Source organism: Streptomyces sp. NPDC055955 (genome assembly GCF_042270245.1).
Lineage (GTDB): Bacteria > Actinomycetota > Actinomycetes > Streptomycetales > Streptomycetaceae > Streptomyces.
In genome coordinates this window covers 116139-131661 of sequence record NZ_JBHJYS010000020.1, presented here as the reverse complement: position 1 = coordinate 131661, position 15523 = coordinate 116139, and the positions used below count along the sequence as shown (strand labels likewise).

At 69.7% G+C, this 15523-nt stretch carries 14 protein-coding genes; 9 read left to right on the top strand and 5 right to left on the bottom strand.

Features of this window, described 5'->3' with window-relative positions:
• Entirely contained in the window at positions 1 to 1122 is a 1122-nt protein-coding gene (gene tal, locus ACFC96_RS33065) for a transaldolase (RefSeq protein WP_376615630.1), read from the bottom strand.
• Between the two features lie 34 nt (positions 1123 to 1156).
• Positions 1157 to 3259, bottom strand: a complete 2103-nt coding sequence (tkt, locus tag ACFC96_RS33060) for a transketolase (RefSeq protein ID WP_376258376.1) — start codon at positions 3257 to 3259, stop codon at positions 1157 to 1159.
• A 312-nt stretch (positions 3260 to 3571) separates the two neighbouring features.
• Between tkt and ACFC96_RS33055 the strand changes: the two genes are divergently transcribed.
• From ACFC96_RS33055 to ACFC96_RS33045, 3 genes are all read left to right on the top strand, one after another.
• Entirely contained in the window at positions 3572 to 4525 is a 954-nt protein-coding gene (locus ACFC96_RS33055; RefSeq protein ID WP_376258374.1) for a heme o synthase, read from the top strand.
• Between the two features lie 95 nt (positions 4526 to 4620).
• Positions 4621 to 4968 (top strand): hypothetical protein, encoded by a 348-nt coding sequence (locus ACFC96_RS33050; protein WP_376615628.1) that lies wholly within the window; start codon positions 4621 to 4623, stop codon positions 4966 to 4968.
• Between the two features lie 95 nt (positions 4969 to 5063).
• On the top strand, positions 5064 to 6194 hold the full coding sequence (locus ACFC96_RS33045; protein WP_376258370.1) for an amidohydrolase family protein: 1131 nt from the start codon (positions 5064 to 5066) through the stop codon (positions 6192 to 6194).
• A 22-nt stretch (positions 6195 to 6216) separates the two neighbouring features.
• Here the strand turns inward: ACFC96_RS33045 and ACFC96_RS33040 are convergent, their stop codons facing one another.
• The 3 genes from ACFC96_RS33040 to ACFC96_RS33030 all read right to left on the bottom strand — a co-directional run bounded on the left by ACFC96_RS33040 (position 6217) and on the right by ACFC96_RS33030 (position 9110).
• A complete protein-coding gene (locus ACFC96_RS33040; RefSeq protein ID WP_376258368.1) occupies positions 6217 to 7221 on the bottom strand; it encodes a heme A synthase in 1005 nt (334 codons plus the stop codon).
• 78 nt (positions 7222 to 7299) lie between these two features.
• Positions 7300 to 8097, bottom strand: coding sequence for an ABC transporter permease (locus ACFC96_RS33035; RefSeq protein ID WP_376258366.1), 798 nt, complete (start codon positions 8095 to 8097; stop codon positions 7300 to 7302).
• Between the two features lie 89 nt (positions 8098 to 8186).
• Positions 8187 to 9110 (bottom strand): ABC transporter ATP-binding protein, encoded by a 924-nt coding sequence (locus ACFC96_RS33030; protein WP_376227162.1) that lies wholly within the window; start codon positions 9108 to 9110, stop codon positions 8187 to 8189.
• 631 nt (positions 9111 to 9741) lie between these two features.
• Here ACFC96_RS33030 and ACFC96_RS33025 point away from each other — a divergent pair.
• From ACFC96_RS33025 to ACFC96_RS33000, 6 genes are read left to right on the top strand one after another with little or no spacing between them, the layout of a single operon-like run.
• Positions 9742 to 10503 carry a helix-turn-helix transcriptional regulator gene (locus tag ACFC96_RS33025; RefSeq protein ID WP_376258362.1) on the top strand — a complete coding sequence of 254 codons (762 nt, stop codon included), beginning with the start codon at positions 9742 to 9744 and terminating at the stop codon, positions 10501 to 10503.
• Positions 10500 to 11924 carry a Fe-S cluster assembly protein SufB gene (gene sufB, locus ACFC96_RS33020; protein WP_227294060.1) on the top strand — a complete coding sequence of 475 codons (1425 nt, stop codon included), beginning with the start codon at positions 10500 to 10502 and terminating at the stop codon, positions 11922 to 11924. The genes ACFC96_RS33025 and sufB overlap by 4 nt, the downstream gene beginning before the upstream one ends.
• A 60-nt stretch (positions 11925 to 11984) precedes the next feature.
• The gene (sufD, locus tag ACFC96_RS33015; RefSeq protein WP_376258360.1) at positions 11985 to 13166 is read left to right on the top strand and encodes a Fe-S cluster assembly protein SufD; all 1182 of its coding nucleotides are present in this window, start codon (positions 11985 to 11987) and stop codon (positions 13164 to 13166) included.
• Positions 13166 to 13498 (top strand): non-heme iron oxygenase ferredoxin subunit, encoded by a 333-nt coding sequence (locus tag ACFC96_RS33010; RefSeq protein WP_340460933.1) that lies wholly within the window; start codon positions 13166 to 13168, stop codon positions 13496 to 13498. The genes sufD and ACFC96_RS33010 overlap by 1 nt, the downstream gene beginning before the upstream one ends.
• A 7-nt stretch (positions 13499 to 13505) precedes the next feature.
• A complete protein-coding gene (gene sufC / locus ACFC96_RS33005; protein ID WP_100592409.1) occupies positions 13506 to 14270 on the top strand; it encodes a Fe-S cluster assembly ATPase SufC in 765 nt (254 codons plus the stop codon).
• A complete protein-coding gene (locus tag ACFC96_RS33000; protein ID WP_100592410.1) occupies positions 14267 to 15523 on the top strand; it encodes a cysteine desulfurase in 1257 nt (418 codons plus the stop codon). The genes sufC and ACFC96_RS33000 overlap by 4 nt, the downstream gene beginning before the upstream one ends.

The window sequence follows — 15523 nt, the reverse complement described above, 5'->3', positions numbered from 1 at the left end:
TCAGCCCTCCGAAGGGGCGAGGCGCTGGAGCTCCGCCTCGGTCGACTTGAGCAGGTCGTTCCAGGACGCCTCGAACTTGTCGACGCCCTCGTCCTCGAGCACCTGCACGACGTCGTCGTACGAGATGCCGAGCTTCTCGACAGCCGCGATCTCCGTGCGGGACTGGTCGTACGTCCCGGCGATCGTGTTGCCGGTGATCTCACCGTGGTCGGCGGTCGCGTCGAGCGTGGCCTCCGGCATGGTGTTGACGGTGCCGGGCGCGACCAGGTCCACGACGTACAGGGTGTCCTTGTACGCCGGGTCCTTCACGCCGGTCGACGCCCACAGGGGGCGCTGCTTGTTGGCCTGCGCCTTGTCGAGCGCGGCCCAGCGGTCGGAGGAGAAGACCTCCTCGTACGCCTCGTAGGCGAGACGGGCGTTGGCCAGCGCGGCCTTGCCCTTGAGCGCCTGGACGCCCTCGTCGGTGCCGAGGGCGTCCAGGCGCTTGTCGATCTCCGAGTCCACACGGGACACGAAGAAGGACGCCACCGAGTGGATCTTGGAGAGGTCCAGGCCCGCGGCCTTCGCCTTCTCCAGACCCGCCAGGTACGCGTCCATGACCTCGCGGTAGCGCTCCAGCGAGAAGATCAGCGTCACGTTCACGCTGATGCCCTTGCCGATGACCTCGGTGATCGCGGGCAGGCCCGCCTTCGTCGCCGGGATCTTGATGAGCGTGTTGGGACGGTCCACCAGCCAGGCCAGCTGCTTGGCCTCGGCGACGGTGGCCGCCGTCTCGTGGGCGAGGCGCGGGTCGACCTCGATCGACACGCGGCCGTCCTGGCCTTCGGTCGCGTCGAAGACCGGACGCAGGATGTCGGCGGCGTCACGGACGTCCGCCGTCGTGATCATGCGGATGGCCTCGTCGACGGTGACCTTGCGGGTGGCGAGGTCGGCGAGCTGCTGCTCGTAACCGTCACCGTGCGAGATCGCCTTCTGGAAGATCGACGGGTTGGTCGTGACGCCCACGACGTGCTGCTGGTCGATCAGCTCGGCGAGGTTGCCGGAGGTGATCCGCTTGCGCGACAGGTCGTCCAGCCAGATCGCGACGCCCTCTTCGGAGAGGCGCTTCAGTGCGTCTGTCATGGAAAATGCATCTCCTACGTGTCGTATATGAGCGTCAGCGCTGGGCTGCGGCGAGGGATTCCCGGGCGGCCGCGGCCACGGCGTCACCGGTGAAGCCGAACTCCCGGAAGAGGACCTTGCCGTCGGCGGAGGCACCGAAGTGCTCCAGCGAAACAATCCGTCCGGCGTCACCGACGAAGCGGTGCCACGTCAGACCGATACCGGCCTCGACCGCGACGCGCGCCTTGACCGACGGCGACAGGACCGAGTCCTTGTACTCCTGGTCCTGCTCGTCGAACCACTCCACCGACGGCATGGACACGACCCGCGTCGGGATCCCGTCGGACTGGAGCTGCTCACGCGCCTCGACGGCGAGCTGCACCTCGGAACCGGTACCGATGAGGATCACCTGCGGCGTGGCGCTCTGTCCGTCGGGCCCTTCGGCGTCGAGCAGGACGTAACCGCCCTTGGCCGCGTCCTCGTTCGCCTCGTACGTCGGCACGCCCTGGCGGGTCAGCACGAGGCCGTGCGGAGCGCCCTTGCCGAACACCTTCGTGTACCGCTTGAGGATCTCGCGCCAGGCGATCACGGTCTCGTTGGCGTCCGCGGGGCGGACGACGTTCAGACCGGGGATCGCGCGCAGCGCCGCCAGGTGCTCGACCGGCTGGTGTGTCGGACCGTCCTCGCCCAGACCGATCGAGTCGTGCGTCCACACGTACGTGACCGGCAGGTGCATCAGGGCCGACAGACGGACCGAGTTGCGCATGTAGTCGGAGAACACCAGGAAGGTGCCGCCGTAGATGCGGGTGTTGCCGTGCAGCGCGATGCCGTTCATCTCGGCGGCCATCGAGTGCTCGCGGATGCCGAAGTGGATCGTGCGGCCGTACGGGTCGGCCTCCGGCAGCGGGTTGTCCGCCGGCAGGAACGACGACGTCTTGTCGATCGTCGTGTTGTTCGAGCCCGCGAGGTCGGCGGAGCCGCCCCACAGCTCGGGGATGACCGGGCCGAGCGCCTGGAGGACCTTGCCGGACGCGGCGCGGGTGGCGACACCCTTGCCGGTCTCGAAGGTCGGCAGGTGCGACTCCCAGCCCTCGGGCAGGTCGGTCGCCTCGATGCGGTCGTACTCGGCGGCGCGCTCCGGGTTGGCCGTGCGCCAGGCGGCGAACGACTTCTCCCACTCGGCCTTCGCCTCGCGCCCGCGGTCCAGGGCCTCGCGCGTGTGCGCGATGACCTCGTCGGCGACCTCGAACGACTTCTCCGGGTCGAAACCGAGCACGCGCTTGGTGGCCGCGACCTCGTCGTCGCCGAGCGCCGAGCCGTGCGCGGCCTCGGTGTTCTGCGCGTTCGGCGCGGGCCAGGCGATGATCGAGCGCATCGCGATGAAGGACGGACGCTCCGTCTCGGCCTTCGCGGCCTCGATCGCGGCGAACAGGGCCTCGGGGTCGAGGTCGCCGTTCTCCTTCGGCTCCACGCGCTGCACGTGCCAGCCGTACGCCTCGTACCGCTTCATGGTGTCCTCGGAGACCGCGGTCTCCGTGTCACCCTCGATCGAGATGTGGTTGTCGTCCCACAGGAGGACGAGGCTGCCGAGCTTCTGGTGACCGGCCATCGAGGACGCCTCGGCGGAGATGCCCTCCTGGAGGCAGCCGTCGCCGGCGATCGCGAAGATGTGGTGGTCGAACGGGGAGGTGCCGGGGGCGGCCTCCGGGTCGAACAGCCCGCGCTCGAAACGGGCGGCCATCGCCATGCCCACGGCGTTGGCGACACCCTGGCCGAGCGGCCCGGTCGTCGTCTCCACGCCCGTGGTGTGCCCGTACTCCGGGTGCCCCGGGGTCTTGCTGCCCCAGGTCCGGAACGCCTTCAGGTCATCGAGCTGGAGGCCGAAACCGGCCAGGTACAGCTGGATGTAGAGGGTCAGGGACGAGTGTCCCGCGGACAGCACGAACCGGTCGCGCCCGAGCCAGTCGGCGTCCGCCGGGTCGTGCCGCATCACCTTCTGAAAGAGGGTGTACGCGGCCGGTGCCAGGCTCATCGCCGTACCCGGATGGCCGTTACCGACCTTCTGTACGGCGTCCGCGGCCAGGACGCGAGCGGTGTCAACGGCCCGCTGGTCCAACTCGGTCCACTGGAGGTCTGTGGTGGTCGGCTTGGTGCTCACCCTGGGTCAGGGCTCCTCTCCACATGTCGAATGCCGGTGATGATGGGCTCACCGGCTGTTGTCGAGCCTACCCCTGCGAGTACTCGCATTTTTTCGACTCAATCCAGACTGCCGGGCCGGGCCGGAATCCGCCTCCTGACAGGCATCCGTGCCGCTCGACAAGTGAATGCGCGACCGCTCATCTGGGGTGCTCCGAAACACGAACCCACCCCCACGAAGAGCCAGGTATAGGCAACGTCTACAGTGGCGTGGTACGCGCGAGCCTTTACCGGGACTTCACATCCGGGGGCTTGCTGGGAGTCTCTGTCAGGGGTGTGCGTGACGGCCGTCGAATCCCGTCCAGCGGGGCAACTCGGGACGAGCATCAGCCCGAGCCAACGGCCGTTCGGGGCCCGGGTCAAGGCATTCGTGGCGCTGACCAAGCCGCGGATCATCGAACTGCTGCTGATCACCACGGTTCCGGTCATGTTCCTCGCGCAGCAGGGTGTGCCCGACCTGAAGCTGGTGTTCCTCACCTGCCTCGGCGGCTACCTCTCCGCGGGTGGCGCCAACGCGCTGAACATGTACATCGACCGTGACATCGACGCGCTCATGGAGCGCACGTCGCAGCGTCCACTGGTCACCGGAATGGTCAGCCCCCGGGAGTGTCTCGCCTTCGGCATCGCCCTCGCGGTCATCTCCACGCTGCTGTTCGGGCTGACCGTCAACTGGCTGTCGGCCTGGCTCTCGCTCGGTGCGCTCCTCTTCTATGTGGTCGTCTACACGATGATCCTGAAGCGCCGCACGTCGCAGAACATCGTCTGGGGCGGCATCGCCGGCTGCCTGCCGGTCCTCATCGGCTGGTCCTCGGTCACGAACTCGATGTCGTGGGCCCCGGTCATCCTCTTCCTCGTCATGTTCTTCTGGACGCCGCCGCACTACTGGCCGCTGTCCATGAAGGTCAAGGACGACTACGCGCGCGTCGGCGTGCCGATGCTGCCCGTCATCGCCTCCAACAAGGTGGTCGCGAAGCAGATCGTCATCTACAGCTGGGTGATGGTCGCCGTCTCCCTGCTCCTGACGCCGCTCGGCTACACCGGCTGGTTCTACACCGCGGTCGCCCTGCTGGCCGGCGGGTTCTGGCTGTGGGAGGCGCACGGGCTGCAGAACCGCGCCAAGGCCGAGGTGGCGGGCGCGAAGCTCAAGGAGATGCGCCTGTTCCACTGGTCGATCACCTACGTCTCGATCCTCTTCGTGGCGGTCGCGGTGGACCCCTTCCTGCGCTGATCCACCCAGCAACCTCGCCGACGGGCGGGGGGAGTGGCCAAGGCCACGCCCCCCGCCCGTCGCGAGTTGATCTACCTGTCAGTAGCATCCTGTCCATGGCAGACACTCAAGCGGTTGACGACGCGATGCAGTCGGCGAAGGACGAGCGCAGGGCCGCCCGGCTCGCCCGGGAGATCGGGACGTTCGCCAAGCAGCACGGCGGCGCCGAGGGGCAGCTCGCGTACCTCGGGGAGCGCGGCACGCGCATCGCGCTCGTCGGCGAGGACGGCGGCTGGGGCAACCTCGTGGCACCTTCCGACGCCATCGCCCGCAAGGCCGTCGAGAAGGCCGGCATCACCGTCCGCGAGGACTTCGACGGCGAAATGGCCGCCAAGGTGAAGACCGGACCGTACGAGTGGACCCGCATGGCGGGCATCCAGGTGGGCGGCCCGAGCAACAAGTAGCCGCCCCGCCAATGCGTCAGGTGTACGAGACCAACACCTGACGCGGGTTGCACCCGTTAGGACCGTAGAAGCACGGTCCGTCTACGGGAGCCCGGATGATCGATACGCCGTCCCTCGTGGACCAGTACTGCCACGGGGTCCTGCGCACGGAGCTCGGCCTCGGCACGTTCGAGGCCCATCTCGGCCGGGGCGACCGCCCGCCCGCCCCCGGCACCACCTTCTTCGACACCCAGACCGGCTTCGCCGTCCGCCGCTGGTGTCCGCCGCTCCTCGGTCTCGAGCCGCACTGCCCACCCGCCCGCTACCTCGCGCGCCGCCGCGAGCTGGGCGTCGTGGAGTCGGGCCGCAGGCTGCTGCGGGGCAGCGGCATCACCACGTATCTGGTCGACACGGGACTGCCGGGCGACCTCACCGGGCCGCGCGAGATGGCCTCGGCCGGCGACGCGGACGCGCACGAGATCGTCCGCCTCGAACTGCTCGCCGAGCAGATCGCCGACACCTCGGGCACCGTGGAGTCGTTCCTCGCCAACCTCGCCGAGTCCGTGCACGCCGCCGCCGCGAACGCGGTCGCCTTCACCTCCGTGGCGGGCGTACGGCACGGCCTCGCGCTCGCGCCACAACCGCCGGGACCCGGCGAGGTACGGGGTGCCGCGGGGCGCTGGCTCGCCGCCCGCCGCGTCGGCGGACCCCTCACCGACCCCGTGCTCCTGCGTCACCTTCTGTGGATCGCGGTGGCCTCGGGCCGGCCGCTGCAACTCCACGCGGGCCTCGGCGAACCCGGCCTGCGCCTCGACCGCACCGACCCGGTCCTGCTCACCGACTTCGCCCGCGCCACGGCGGGACTCGGCACGGACCTGGTCCTGCTGCACGGCTACCCGTACCACCGGCACGCGGCGCACCTCGCCGGAGTCTTCCCGCACGTGTACGCGGACCTCGGCCCGGCGCTCGCCCGTACCGGGGCCCGCGCGGCGGCCGTACTCGCGGAGATCCTCGAACTCGCCCCGTTCGGCAAGCTGCTGTTCTCCAGCGGCGCGCACGGCCTGCCGGAGCTGCATGTGGTGGGGGCGCGGCTGTTCCGCGAGGCGCTCGGGCGGGTGCTCGGCGGCTGGGTCGCGGACGGCGCGTGGTCGCTCGCGGACGCGCAGCGGGTCGCCAGGATGATCGGGTCGGCGACGGCCCACCGGGTCTACGGCCTCAGCGGCACGGGCGCCGCACGGGGCGGCTGACCCGGGCCACGGGTTGTTCGGTTCAGACCCTGGAGAGGGCCGGGTCCGCCTGGGCCGGGACCTCCGCGGTGCCCAGCGGGCGCTCCCGCAGCGACAGCAGGACCCGCAGGACCGCGATCCACACCAGGGCCGAGCCCAGCATGTGCAGGCCGACGAGGATCTCGGGCAGGTCGGTGAAGTACTGGACGTAGCCGATGACGCCCTGCGCGAGCAGCACGAGGAACAGGTCGCGGGTGCGGTGCAGGGGGCCCTTGGGGGCGTCGACGGCCTTGAGGACGAACCACAGGGCGAACGTCAGTGTCACCACGATCCACGCCAGGACGGCGTGCGCCTTGCTGATGGTCTCCCAGTCGAGCGGCATCCGCGCCACGTCGCTGGAGTCACCGGCGTGCGGGCCCGAGCCCGTCACCACCGTGCCGACCATGATCAGCGCCACCGTGGCCGCCGTGAGGATCCAGACGAGCTGCCGGACCGCCTTGCCGACGAGGGGACGCGGCTCGGCGTCACCCTCACGGGTGCGCTGCCACATCACCGTGGCGACCGCGATCAGCGCGGTGGACAGCAGGAAGTGGGCCGCGACCGTGTACGGGTTGAGGCCGACGAGGACGACGATGCCGCCGAGGACGGCGTTGCCCATGACGAGCCAGAACTGGGCCCAGCCGAGCCGGGTGAGGCCGCGCCGCCACGGCTTCTGCGAACGGGCGGCGATGATCGCCCAGCCGACCGCGGCGCACAGGACGTACGTCAGCATGCGGTTGCCGAACTCGATGGCTCCGTGGAAGCCCATCTCGCTCGTCGCGGTGAGGGACTGGTCGGTGCACTTGGGCCACGTCGGGCAGCCGAGGCCCGAGCCGGTCAGGCGCACCGCGCCGCCGGTGACCACGATGACCACCGTCATCACGACGGCGGAGAGCGCGGCGCGCCGGACGGTCCGCTGAGCGGGGGTCCAGCGCTCGGCGATGAAGGCGAGCGGGTTGCGCACGGCTTGGGCGGCGTCGGCCGGGGTCACGTTTGGCACGGGCCCCATCGTAGGGCGCCGCTTGTGCATGCCTTCACGAGGGGGCCGATCCGGGACGATTGTGACGCCCCGCACGTTCCGTACGGGCTACTCCCAGCGGAAGAAGCGCGCCGCGGCGCCCAGGCCGAGGACCGCCCAGACCGCGAGGATCCCGAGGTCGCCCCACGGCATCGCCGCGCCGTGCTGGAGGACGTCCCGCAGCCCGTCGGAGAGCGCCGAGATCGGCAGCAGGCCGAGGACGGACTGGGCCGCCTCCGGGAACTTGTCGAGCGGCACGATGACGCCGCCGCCGACGAGCAGGAGCAGGAAGACCAGATTCGCGGCGGCCAGTGTCGCCTCCGCCTTGAGCGTGCCCGCCATCAGCAGGCCGAGCCCGGAGAACGCTGCCGTGCCGAGGACGAGCAGGAGCAGGACCGCGAGCGGGTTGCCGTGCGGCGACCAGCCGAGGGCCAGCGCGATGACCGTGAGGAGGACCACCTGGAGGACCTCGGTGACCAGCACGGACAGCGTTTTGGCCGTCATCAGTGCCCAGCGCGGCAGGGGTGAGGCGGCGAGCCGCTTGAGGACGCCGTAGCGCCGCTCGAAGCCGGTCGCGATGGCCTGTCCCGTGAACGCCGTGGACATGACGGCGAGCGCGAGGATGCCGGGGGCGAGGAAGTCGACCGCCTCGCCCTCACCCGTGTCGACGATGTCGACCGAGGAGAACAGGACCAGGAGGAGGGTGGGGATGACCACGGTGAGGAGGAGCTGCTCGCCGTTGCGGAGCAGCATCTTCGTCTCGAGCGCCGCCTGTGCCGCGATCATGCGGGTCAGCGGGGCGGCCCCCGGGCTCGGTGTGTACGTGCCGGCGCTCGTCCGCGTGGTTTCCTGCTGGGCCGTGCTCATCCGCGCAGCTCCCGTCCGGTCGGTTCCAGGCTGTGTCGTTGCGGGGGCGACCCCCGGACCCCCGGCCGGTGGGGGCGCATCGGTCCTGCTCATCCGCGCAGCTCCCGCCCGGTCAGTTCCAGGAATACGTCTTCGAGGGTGTGACGCTCGACGGCGATGCGGTCCGGCATCACGCCGTGCTGGGCACACCAGGAGGTGACCGTGGCCAGGAGCTGCGGGTCGATCCTGCCGCTCACCCGGTAGGAGCCCGGGGTGAGCTCGGCCGCGGCGGAGTCGGCGGGCAGCGCCTTGAGGAGGGAGGCCACGTCGAGGCCGGGGCGGCCGGTGAAGCGGAGCGTGTTCTCCGCGCCGCCGCGGCACAGCTCCTCCGGGGAGCCCTGCGCGATGACCCGGCCCGCGTCGACGATCGCCACGTCGTCGGCGAGCTGCTCCGCCTCGTCCATGTGGTGCGTGGTGAGGATGACCGAGACGCCGTCCGCCCGCAGGTCCCCGACCAGGTCCCAGGTGGCGCGGCGGGCCTGCGGGTCGAGGCCCGCGGTCGGCTCGTCGAGGAAGACCAGTTCGGGGCGGCCGACCACGGCCATGGCGAGCGCGAGGCGCTGCTGCTGGCCACCGGACAGGCGCCGGTAGCCGGTGCGGCCGCAGCTGCCCAGGCCCAGGCGTTCGATCAGGGCGTCCACGTCCAGCGGGTGGGCGTGCAGCTTCGCGATGTGGCGGAGCATCTCGTCGGCGCGGGCGCCGGAGTAGACGCCACCGGACTGGAGCATCACGCCGAGGCGGGGCCGCAGCTGCGCGGCCTGCCTGACCGGGTCGAGGCCGAGGATGCGGGCGGTGCCGGAGTCCGGCCTGCGGTAGCCCTCGCAGATCTCGACGGTGGTCGTCTTGCCGGCGCCGTTGGGGCCGAGGACGGCGGTGATGCCGGGGGCTGCCGTGAGGTCGAGGCCGTCGACCGCGGTCTTCGTTCCGTACCGCTTCACCAGACCGGTGAGGTGGACGACGGGCTCGCTTGTCATGGTGCGCAAGTCTAGGGACCGTCCGGCGGTGGCGGCCGGGCGGGGCGGAAGCGGGCGGAACGGGTGGCGAGGTCACGGCATGGCGACTGTCACCACGGGCCGGCCGGACGCTCGCGGTACGGGGCCGCCGGACCCTGCCGGGCCGGTGTCGACGGGCCGAAAGCGGTCCGGGGCACCGGGCCCGGCAGGGCGGTCGTGGGGAAGCGGGCGACCCGGAGGCGGCCGGGCGGGGGCGAGACCGCCGCCCGTGCCCGGGCTTCGATCATCGGTACCGGCCGCCGAGTAGGCCCGTCACGTGTTCCCGCCCGCCTGCCCGACGGTCCGTATCTGACGCAGGTGCCCTGATCATCCGCAGCTCACCACGGGCCCGCGCCGGTCAGGGGCGGGCCCGTCCGCGTTCACCCGGGCGGCGGTGGACGGTGAGGCCGGTGCCGGGGGGCGAACGGGCCGGTGGGAGGGGGTGCGGGCAGGGTCCCCGGTCTCCCCGCAGAGGCGTGGTGAGGCCCGCCGATCTGATCGATCAAAGATCGTTTCCGCAGGTCACCTTAGGTATGCCTAAGTGACGCAGGGCACCGGAGATCATCCAGGGCCCCGCTTGTCAGGCCTTGAGGAATTACGCAACAATGGCGTTGTGAAATACGTCGGCGAGGCTCAGGAGGCTCCCCAGGGGGCCCCGCAGGAGGAGATCGCGACCGGTGAGCGCTCGACGCGCAACCGGGTCGCCCGCTCCATCCTGGACCACGGCCCGTCCACCGTCGCCGATCTGGCCGGCCGCCTCGGTCTCACCCAGGCCGCCGTGCGCCGCCACCTGGACGCGCTGGCTGCCGACGAGGTCGTCGAAGCACGTGAACAGAAGATCTACGGAGCCCGTACGCGCGGCCGTCCCGCCAAGGTGTTCGCCCTGACGGACTGCGGCCGGGACGCCTTCGACCAGTCCTACGACACGCTCGCCGCCGACGCCCTGCGCTGGATCGCGCAGCGCGAGGGCGGGGAGGAAGCCGTCATCGCCTTCGCCCGCGCCAGGATCGCCGAGCAGGCCGGGGCGTACCGGGCGGCCGTCGAGTCCGCCGCCCCCGAGGAGCGTACGGAAGCCCTCGCCAAGGCCCTGAGCGCCGACGGGTACGCTGCTACGGCGCGAAGCGCACCGGTCGGCGAGCAGCTGTGTCAGCACCACTGCCCGGTCGCACACGTCGCCGAGCAGTTCCCGCAGCTGTGTGAGGCGGAGACCGAGATCTTCTCCCAGTTGCTCGGCACACATGTGCAGCGGCTGGCCACCATCGCCCACGGCGACGGGGTGTGCACGACCTTCATCCCGAAGATCGCACCCAAGACCACCGCCCCACAAAACGACACAAACGCATCCGCAAGCACCGCCGGGAGGAACCCCGCATGACGCTCCCCATCGAGGAGACTGCCCACCCCGAGCTCGAGGGTCTGGGCAAGTACGAATACGGCTGGGCCGACTCCGACGCCGCCGGTGCCTCTGCCAAGCGGGGCATCAACGAGGACGTCGTCCGCGACATCTCGGCCAAGAAGTCCGAGCCGGAGTGGATGACCAAGCTCCGCCTCAAGGGCCTGCGCCTCTTCGACAAGAAGCCCATGCCGAACTGGGGCTCGGACCTGTCGGGCATCGACTTCGACAACATCAAGTACTTCGTGCGGTCCACCGAGAAGCAGGCCCAGTCCTGGGAGGACCTGCCCGAGGACATCAAGAACACGTACGACAAGCTCGGCATCCCCGAGGCGGAGAAGCAGCGCCTCGTCGCCGGTGTCGCGGCCCAGTACGAGTCCGAGGTCGTCTACCACCAGATCCGCGAGGACCTGGAGGAGCAGGGCGTCATCTTCCTGGACACCGACACGGCCCTGAAGGAGCACCCCGAGCTCTTCAAGGAGTACTTCGGCACGGTCATCCCGGTCGGCGACAACAAGTTCGCGTCGCTGAACACGGCCGTGTGGTCCGGCGGATCCTTCATCTACGTCCCCAAGGGCGTACACGTCGAGATCCCGCTCCAGGCCTACTTCCGTATCAACACGGAGAACATGGGCCAGTTCGAGCGGACGCTGATCATCGTCGACGAGGACGCCTACGTCCACTACGTCGAGGGCTGCACGGCGCCGATCTACCAGTCGGACTCCCTGCACTCCGCGGTGGTCGAGATCATCGTGAAGAAGGGCGCCCGCTGCCGTTACACGACCATCCAGAACTGGTCGAACAACGTCTACAACCTGGTCACCAAGCGCGCCGTGGCGTACGAGGGCGCGACCATGGAGTGGATCGACGGCAACATCGGCTCCAAGGTCACCATGAAGTACCCGGCCGTCTACCTGATGGGCGAGCACGCCAAGGGCGAGACCCTCTCCATCGCCTTCGCCGGCGAGGGGCAGCACCAGGACGCCGGGTCCAAGATGGTCCACATGGCGCCCAACACCTCCTCCAACATCGTGTCGAAGTCGGTGGCCCGTGGTGGCGGCCGTACTTCGTACCGCGGTCTGGTCGAGATCGGTGAGGGTGCCGCCGGCTCCAAGTCGAACGTGCTGTGCGACGCGCTGCTCGTCGACACGATCTCCCGCTCCGACACGTACCCGTACGTCGACGTCCGCGAGGACGACGTGTCCATGGGCCACGAGGCGACGGTCTCCAAGGTCTCCGACGACCAGCTCTTCTACCTGATGAGCCGCGGTATGACGGAGTTCGAGGCGATGGCGATGATCGTGCGCGGCTTCGTCGAGCCGATCGCGAAGGAGCTGCCGATGGAGTACGCCCTCGAGCTCAACCGGCTGATCGAGCTGCAGATGGAAGGCGCCGTCGGCTAACGCCGCAAGCCCGTCCGTCAGCACACGTCTTGAACTGAGAAAGAGAGCACTACGACAGCCATGGCTGAGGCTCAGAACATCCCGGCGGCGGGGTCCACGACCGCCGGCTCGATCGCGGTGGCCGCAGAGTCGACCGTCGCCACGCGCATGAGTGCGCCCCCTTCCTTCGACGTCGCGGACTTCCCCGTCCCGCACGGCCGTGAGGAGGAGTGGCGGTTCACGCCGCTCGAGCGGCTGCGCGGCCTGCACGACGGGACGGCGGTCGCCCAGGGCGGCCTGCGCGTCGAGGTGAGCGCCCCCGCGGGCGTCACCCAGGAGACCGTCGGGCGTGACGACGCCCGCGTCGGCAAGGCCGGCAAGCCGGTGGACCGGGTCGCCGCCCAGGCGTTCTCGTCCTTCGAGAAGGCCTCGGTCGTGTCCGTCCCCAAGGAGACGGTGCTCACCGAGCCCATCCGCATCGCCGTGCACGGCGAGGGCGGCACCGCCTTCGCGCACCAGGTCATCGAGCTCGGCGCGTTCGCCGAGGCCGTCGTGGTCATCGACCACACCGGTGACGCGGTGCTCGCCGCCAACGTCGACTACATCCTGGGCGACGGCGCCAAGCTGACCGTCGTCTCCGTCCAGGACTGGGACGAGAAGGCCGTCCACGTCGCGCAGCACAACGCGCTCGTCGGCCGCGACGCCTCCTTCAAGTCCGTCGTCGTCACCTTCGGCGGTGACCTCGTCCGCCTGCACCCGCGTGTCAACTACGCGAGCACCGGCGGCGAGGCCGAGCTCCTCGGCCTGTACTTCACCGACGAGGGCCAGCACCAGGAGCACCGCCTCCTCGTCGACCACGAGGCCCCGCACTGCAAGTCGAACGTCGTCTACAAGGGCGCGCTCCAGGGCCAGGACGCCCACGCGGTCTGGATCGGCGACGTCCTCATCGAGGCCACCGCCGAGGGCACCGACACGTACGAGATGAACCGCAACCTGGTTCTGACCGACGGCGCCCGCGTGGACTCGGTCCCGAACCTGGAGATCGAGACCGGCGAGATCGTCGGCGCGGGCCACGCCTCGGCGACCGGCCGCTTCGACGACGAGCAGCTCTTCTACCTGCGCTCGCGCGGTATCCCGGCCGACGAGGCCCGTCGCCTCGTGGTCCGCGGCTTCTTCGCCGAGCTCGTCCAGCAGATCGGTCTGCCGGACGTCCAGGAGCGCCTGCTCGCCAAGATCGAGGCCGAGCTGGAGGCTTCCGTCTGATGGCCTTCGACCGTGCCCGGTTCACTCGGGCCTGCGGATTGAGCGAGCTGGAGGAGGACACCCCGAAGCGGGTGGAACTCGACGGCACGCCGGTCTCGGTCGTCTTCACCGAGGGCGAGGTGTTCGCGATCAACGACATCTGCTCGCACGCGAACGTGTCGCTCTCCGAGGGCGAGGTGGAGGACTGCCAGATCGAGTGCTGGCTGCACGGCTCCGCGTTCGACCTCCGCACCGGCAAGCCGTCCGGCCTTCCCGCGACGCGCCCCGTCCCCGTTTACCCCGTAAAGATCGAAGGGGACGACGTGCTCGTCTCCCTCTCCCAGGAGTCCTGAGGCACCCATGGCAACGCTTGAAATCAAGGACCTGCACGTCACCGTCGAGGCCGACAACTCCACCAAGGAGATCCTCAAGGGCGTCGACCTGACCGTGAAGCAGGGCGAGACGCACGCCATCATGGGCCCGAACGGCTCCGGCAAGTCGACCCTCGCCTACTCCATCGCGGGTCACCCCAAGTACACGATCACCCAGGGCACCGTCACCCTCGACGGCGAGGACGTCCTCGAGATGTCCGTCGACGAGCGCGCCCGCGCCGGCATGTTCCTCGCCATGCAGTACCCGGTCGAGGTCCCCGGTGTCTCGGTCTCCAACTTCCTGCGCACCTCGGCCACCGCGATCCGCGGCGAGGCCCCCAAGCTGCGCACGTGGGTCAAGGAGGTCAAGACCGCGATGGAGCAGCTCCAGATGGACCCTGCCTTCGCCGAGCGCAACGTGAACGAGGGCTTCTCCGGCGGTGAGAAGAAGCGCCACGAGATCCTCCAGATGGAGCTTCTCAAGCCGAAGATCGCGATCCTCGACGAGACCGACTCCGGCCTCGACGTCGACGCGCTGCGCCAGGTCTCCGAGGGCGTCAACCGCGTCCGCGAGACCGGCGAGGTCGGCACCCTGCTGATCACGCACTACACGCGCATCCTGCGCTACATCAAGCCGGACTTCGTCCATGTCTTCTCGCAGGGCAGGATCGTCGAGTCCGGCGGCCCCGAGCTCGCCGACAAGCTCGAGGCCGAGGGCTACGAGGCATACACGAAGGGCGGCGCATCCGCGTGACACAGCTGCCGGGCCTCCTCGACACCGAGGCGATCCGCAAGGACTTCCCGATCCTCGACCGGGTACTTCACGACGGCAAGAAGCTCGTGTACCTGGACAACGCGGCGACCTCGCAGACGCCGCGCCAGGTCATCGACACGCTCAGTGAGTACTACGAACAGCACAACGCCAACGTCCACCGGGGCGTGCACGTGCTCGCCGAGGAGGCCACGGCGCTGTACGAAGGTGCGCGTGACAAGGTCGCGGCCTTCATCAACGCGCCGAGCCGCGACGAGGTCATCTTCACCAAGAACGCCTCCGAGTCGCTCAACCTCGTGGCGAACATGCTGGGCTGGGCCGACGAGCCCTACCGCGTGGACCACGAGACCGAGATCGTCATCACGGAGATGGAGCACCACTCCAACATCGTGCCGTGGCAGCTGCTCTCGCAGCGCACCGGCGCGAAGCTGCGGTGGTTCGGGCTGACCGACGACGGCCGCCTCGACCTCTCCAACATCGACGAGATCATCACCGAGAAGACGAAGATCGTCTCGTTCGTCCTCGTCTCGAACATCCTGGGCACCCTCAACCCGGTCGAGGCCATAGTGCGCCGCGCCCAGGAGGTCGGCGCCCTCGTCCTCATCGACGCGTCCCAGGCCGCGCCGCACATGGTGCTCGACGTGCAGGCGCTGCAGGCCGACTTCGTGGCCTTCACCGGCCACAAGATGTGCGGCCCGACGGGCATCGGCGTCCTGTGGGGACGCCAGGAGCTCCTCGAGGACCTGCCGCCCTTCCTGGGCGGCGGCGAGATGATCGAGACCGTCTCCATGCACTCGTCGACGTACGCGCCGGCGCCGCACAAGTTCGAGGCGGGTACGCCCCCGATCGCCCAGGCCGTCGGCCTCGGCGCGGCCGTGGACTATCTGACCTCGATCGGCATGGACAAGATCGCCCAGCATGAGCACGCGATCACCGAGTACGCGGTGAAGCGGCTGCTCGAGGTCCCGGACCTGCGGATCATCGGCCCCACCACGGCCGAGGACCGCGGCGCCGCGATCTCGTTCACGCTCGGTGACATCCACCCGCACGACGTGGGGCAGGTCCTGGACGAGGAAGGCATCGCGGTCCGCGTGGGTCACCACTGCGCCCGCCCCGTCTGCCTGCGCTACGGAATTCCTGCGACCACGCGAGCGTCGTTCTATCTGTACTCCACGCCCGGCGAGATCGACGCGCTGATCGACGGCCTGGAGCACGTACGGAACTTCTTCGGCTGA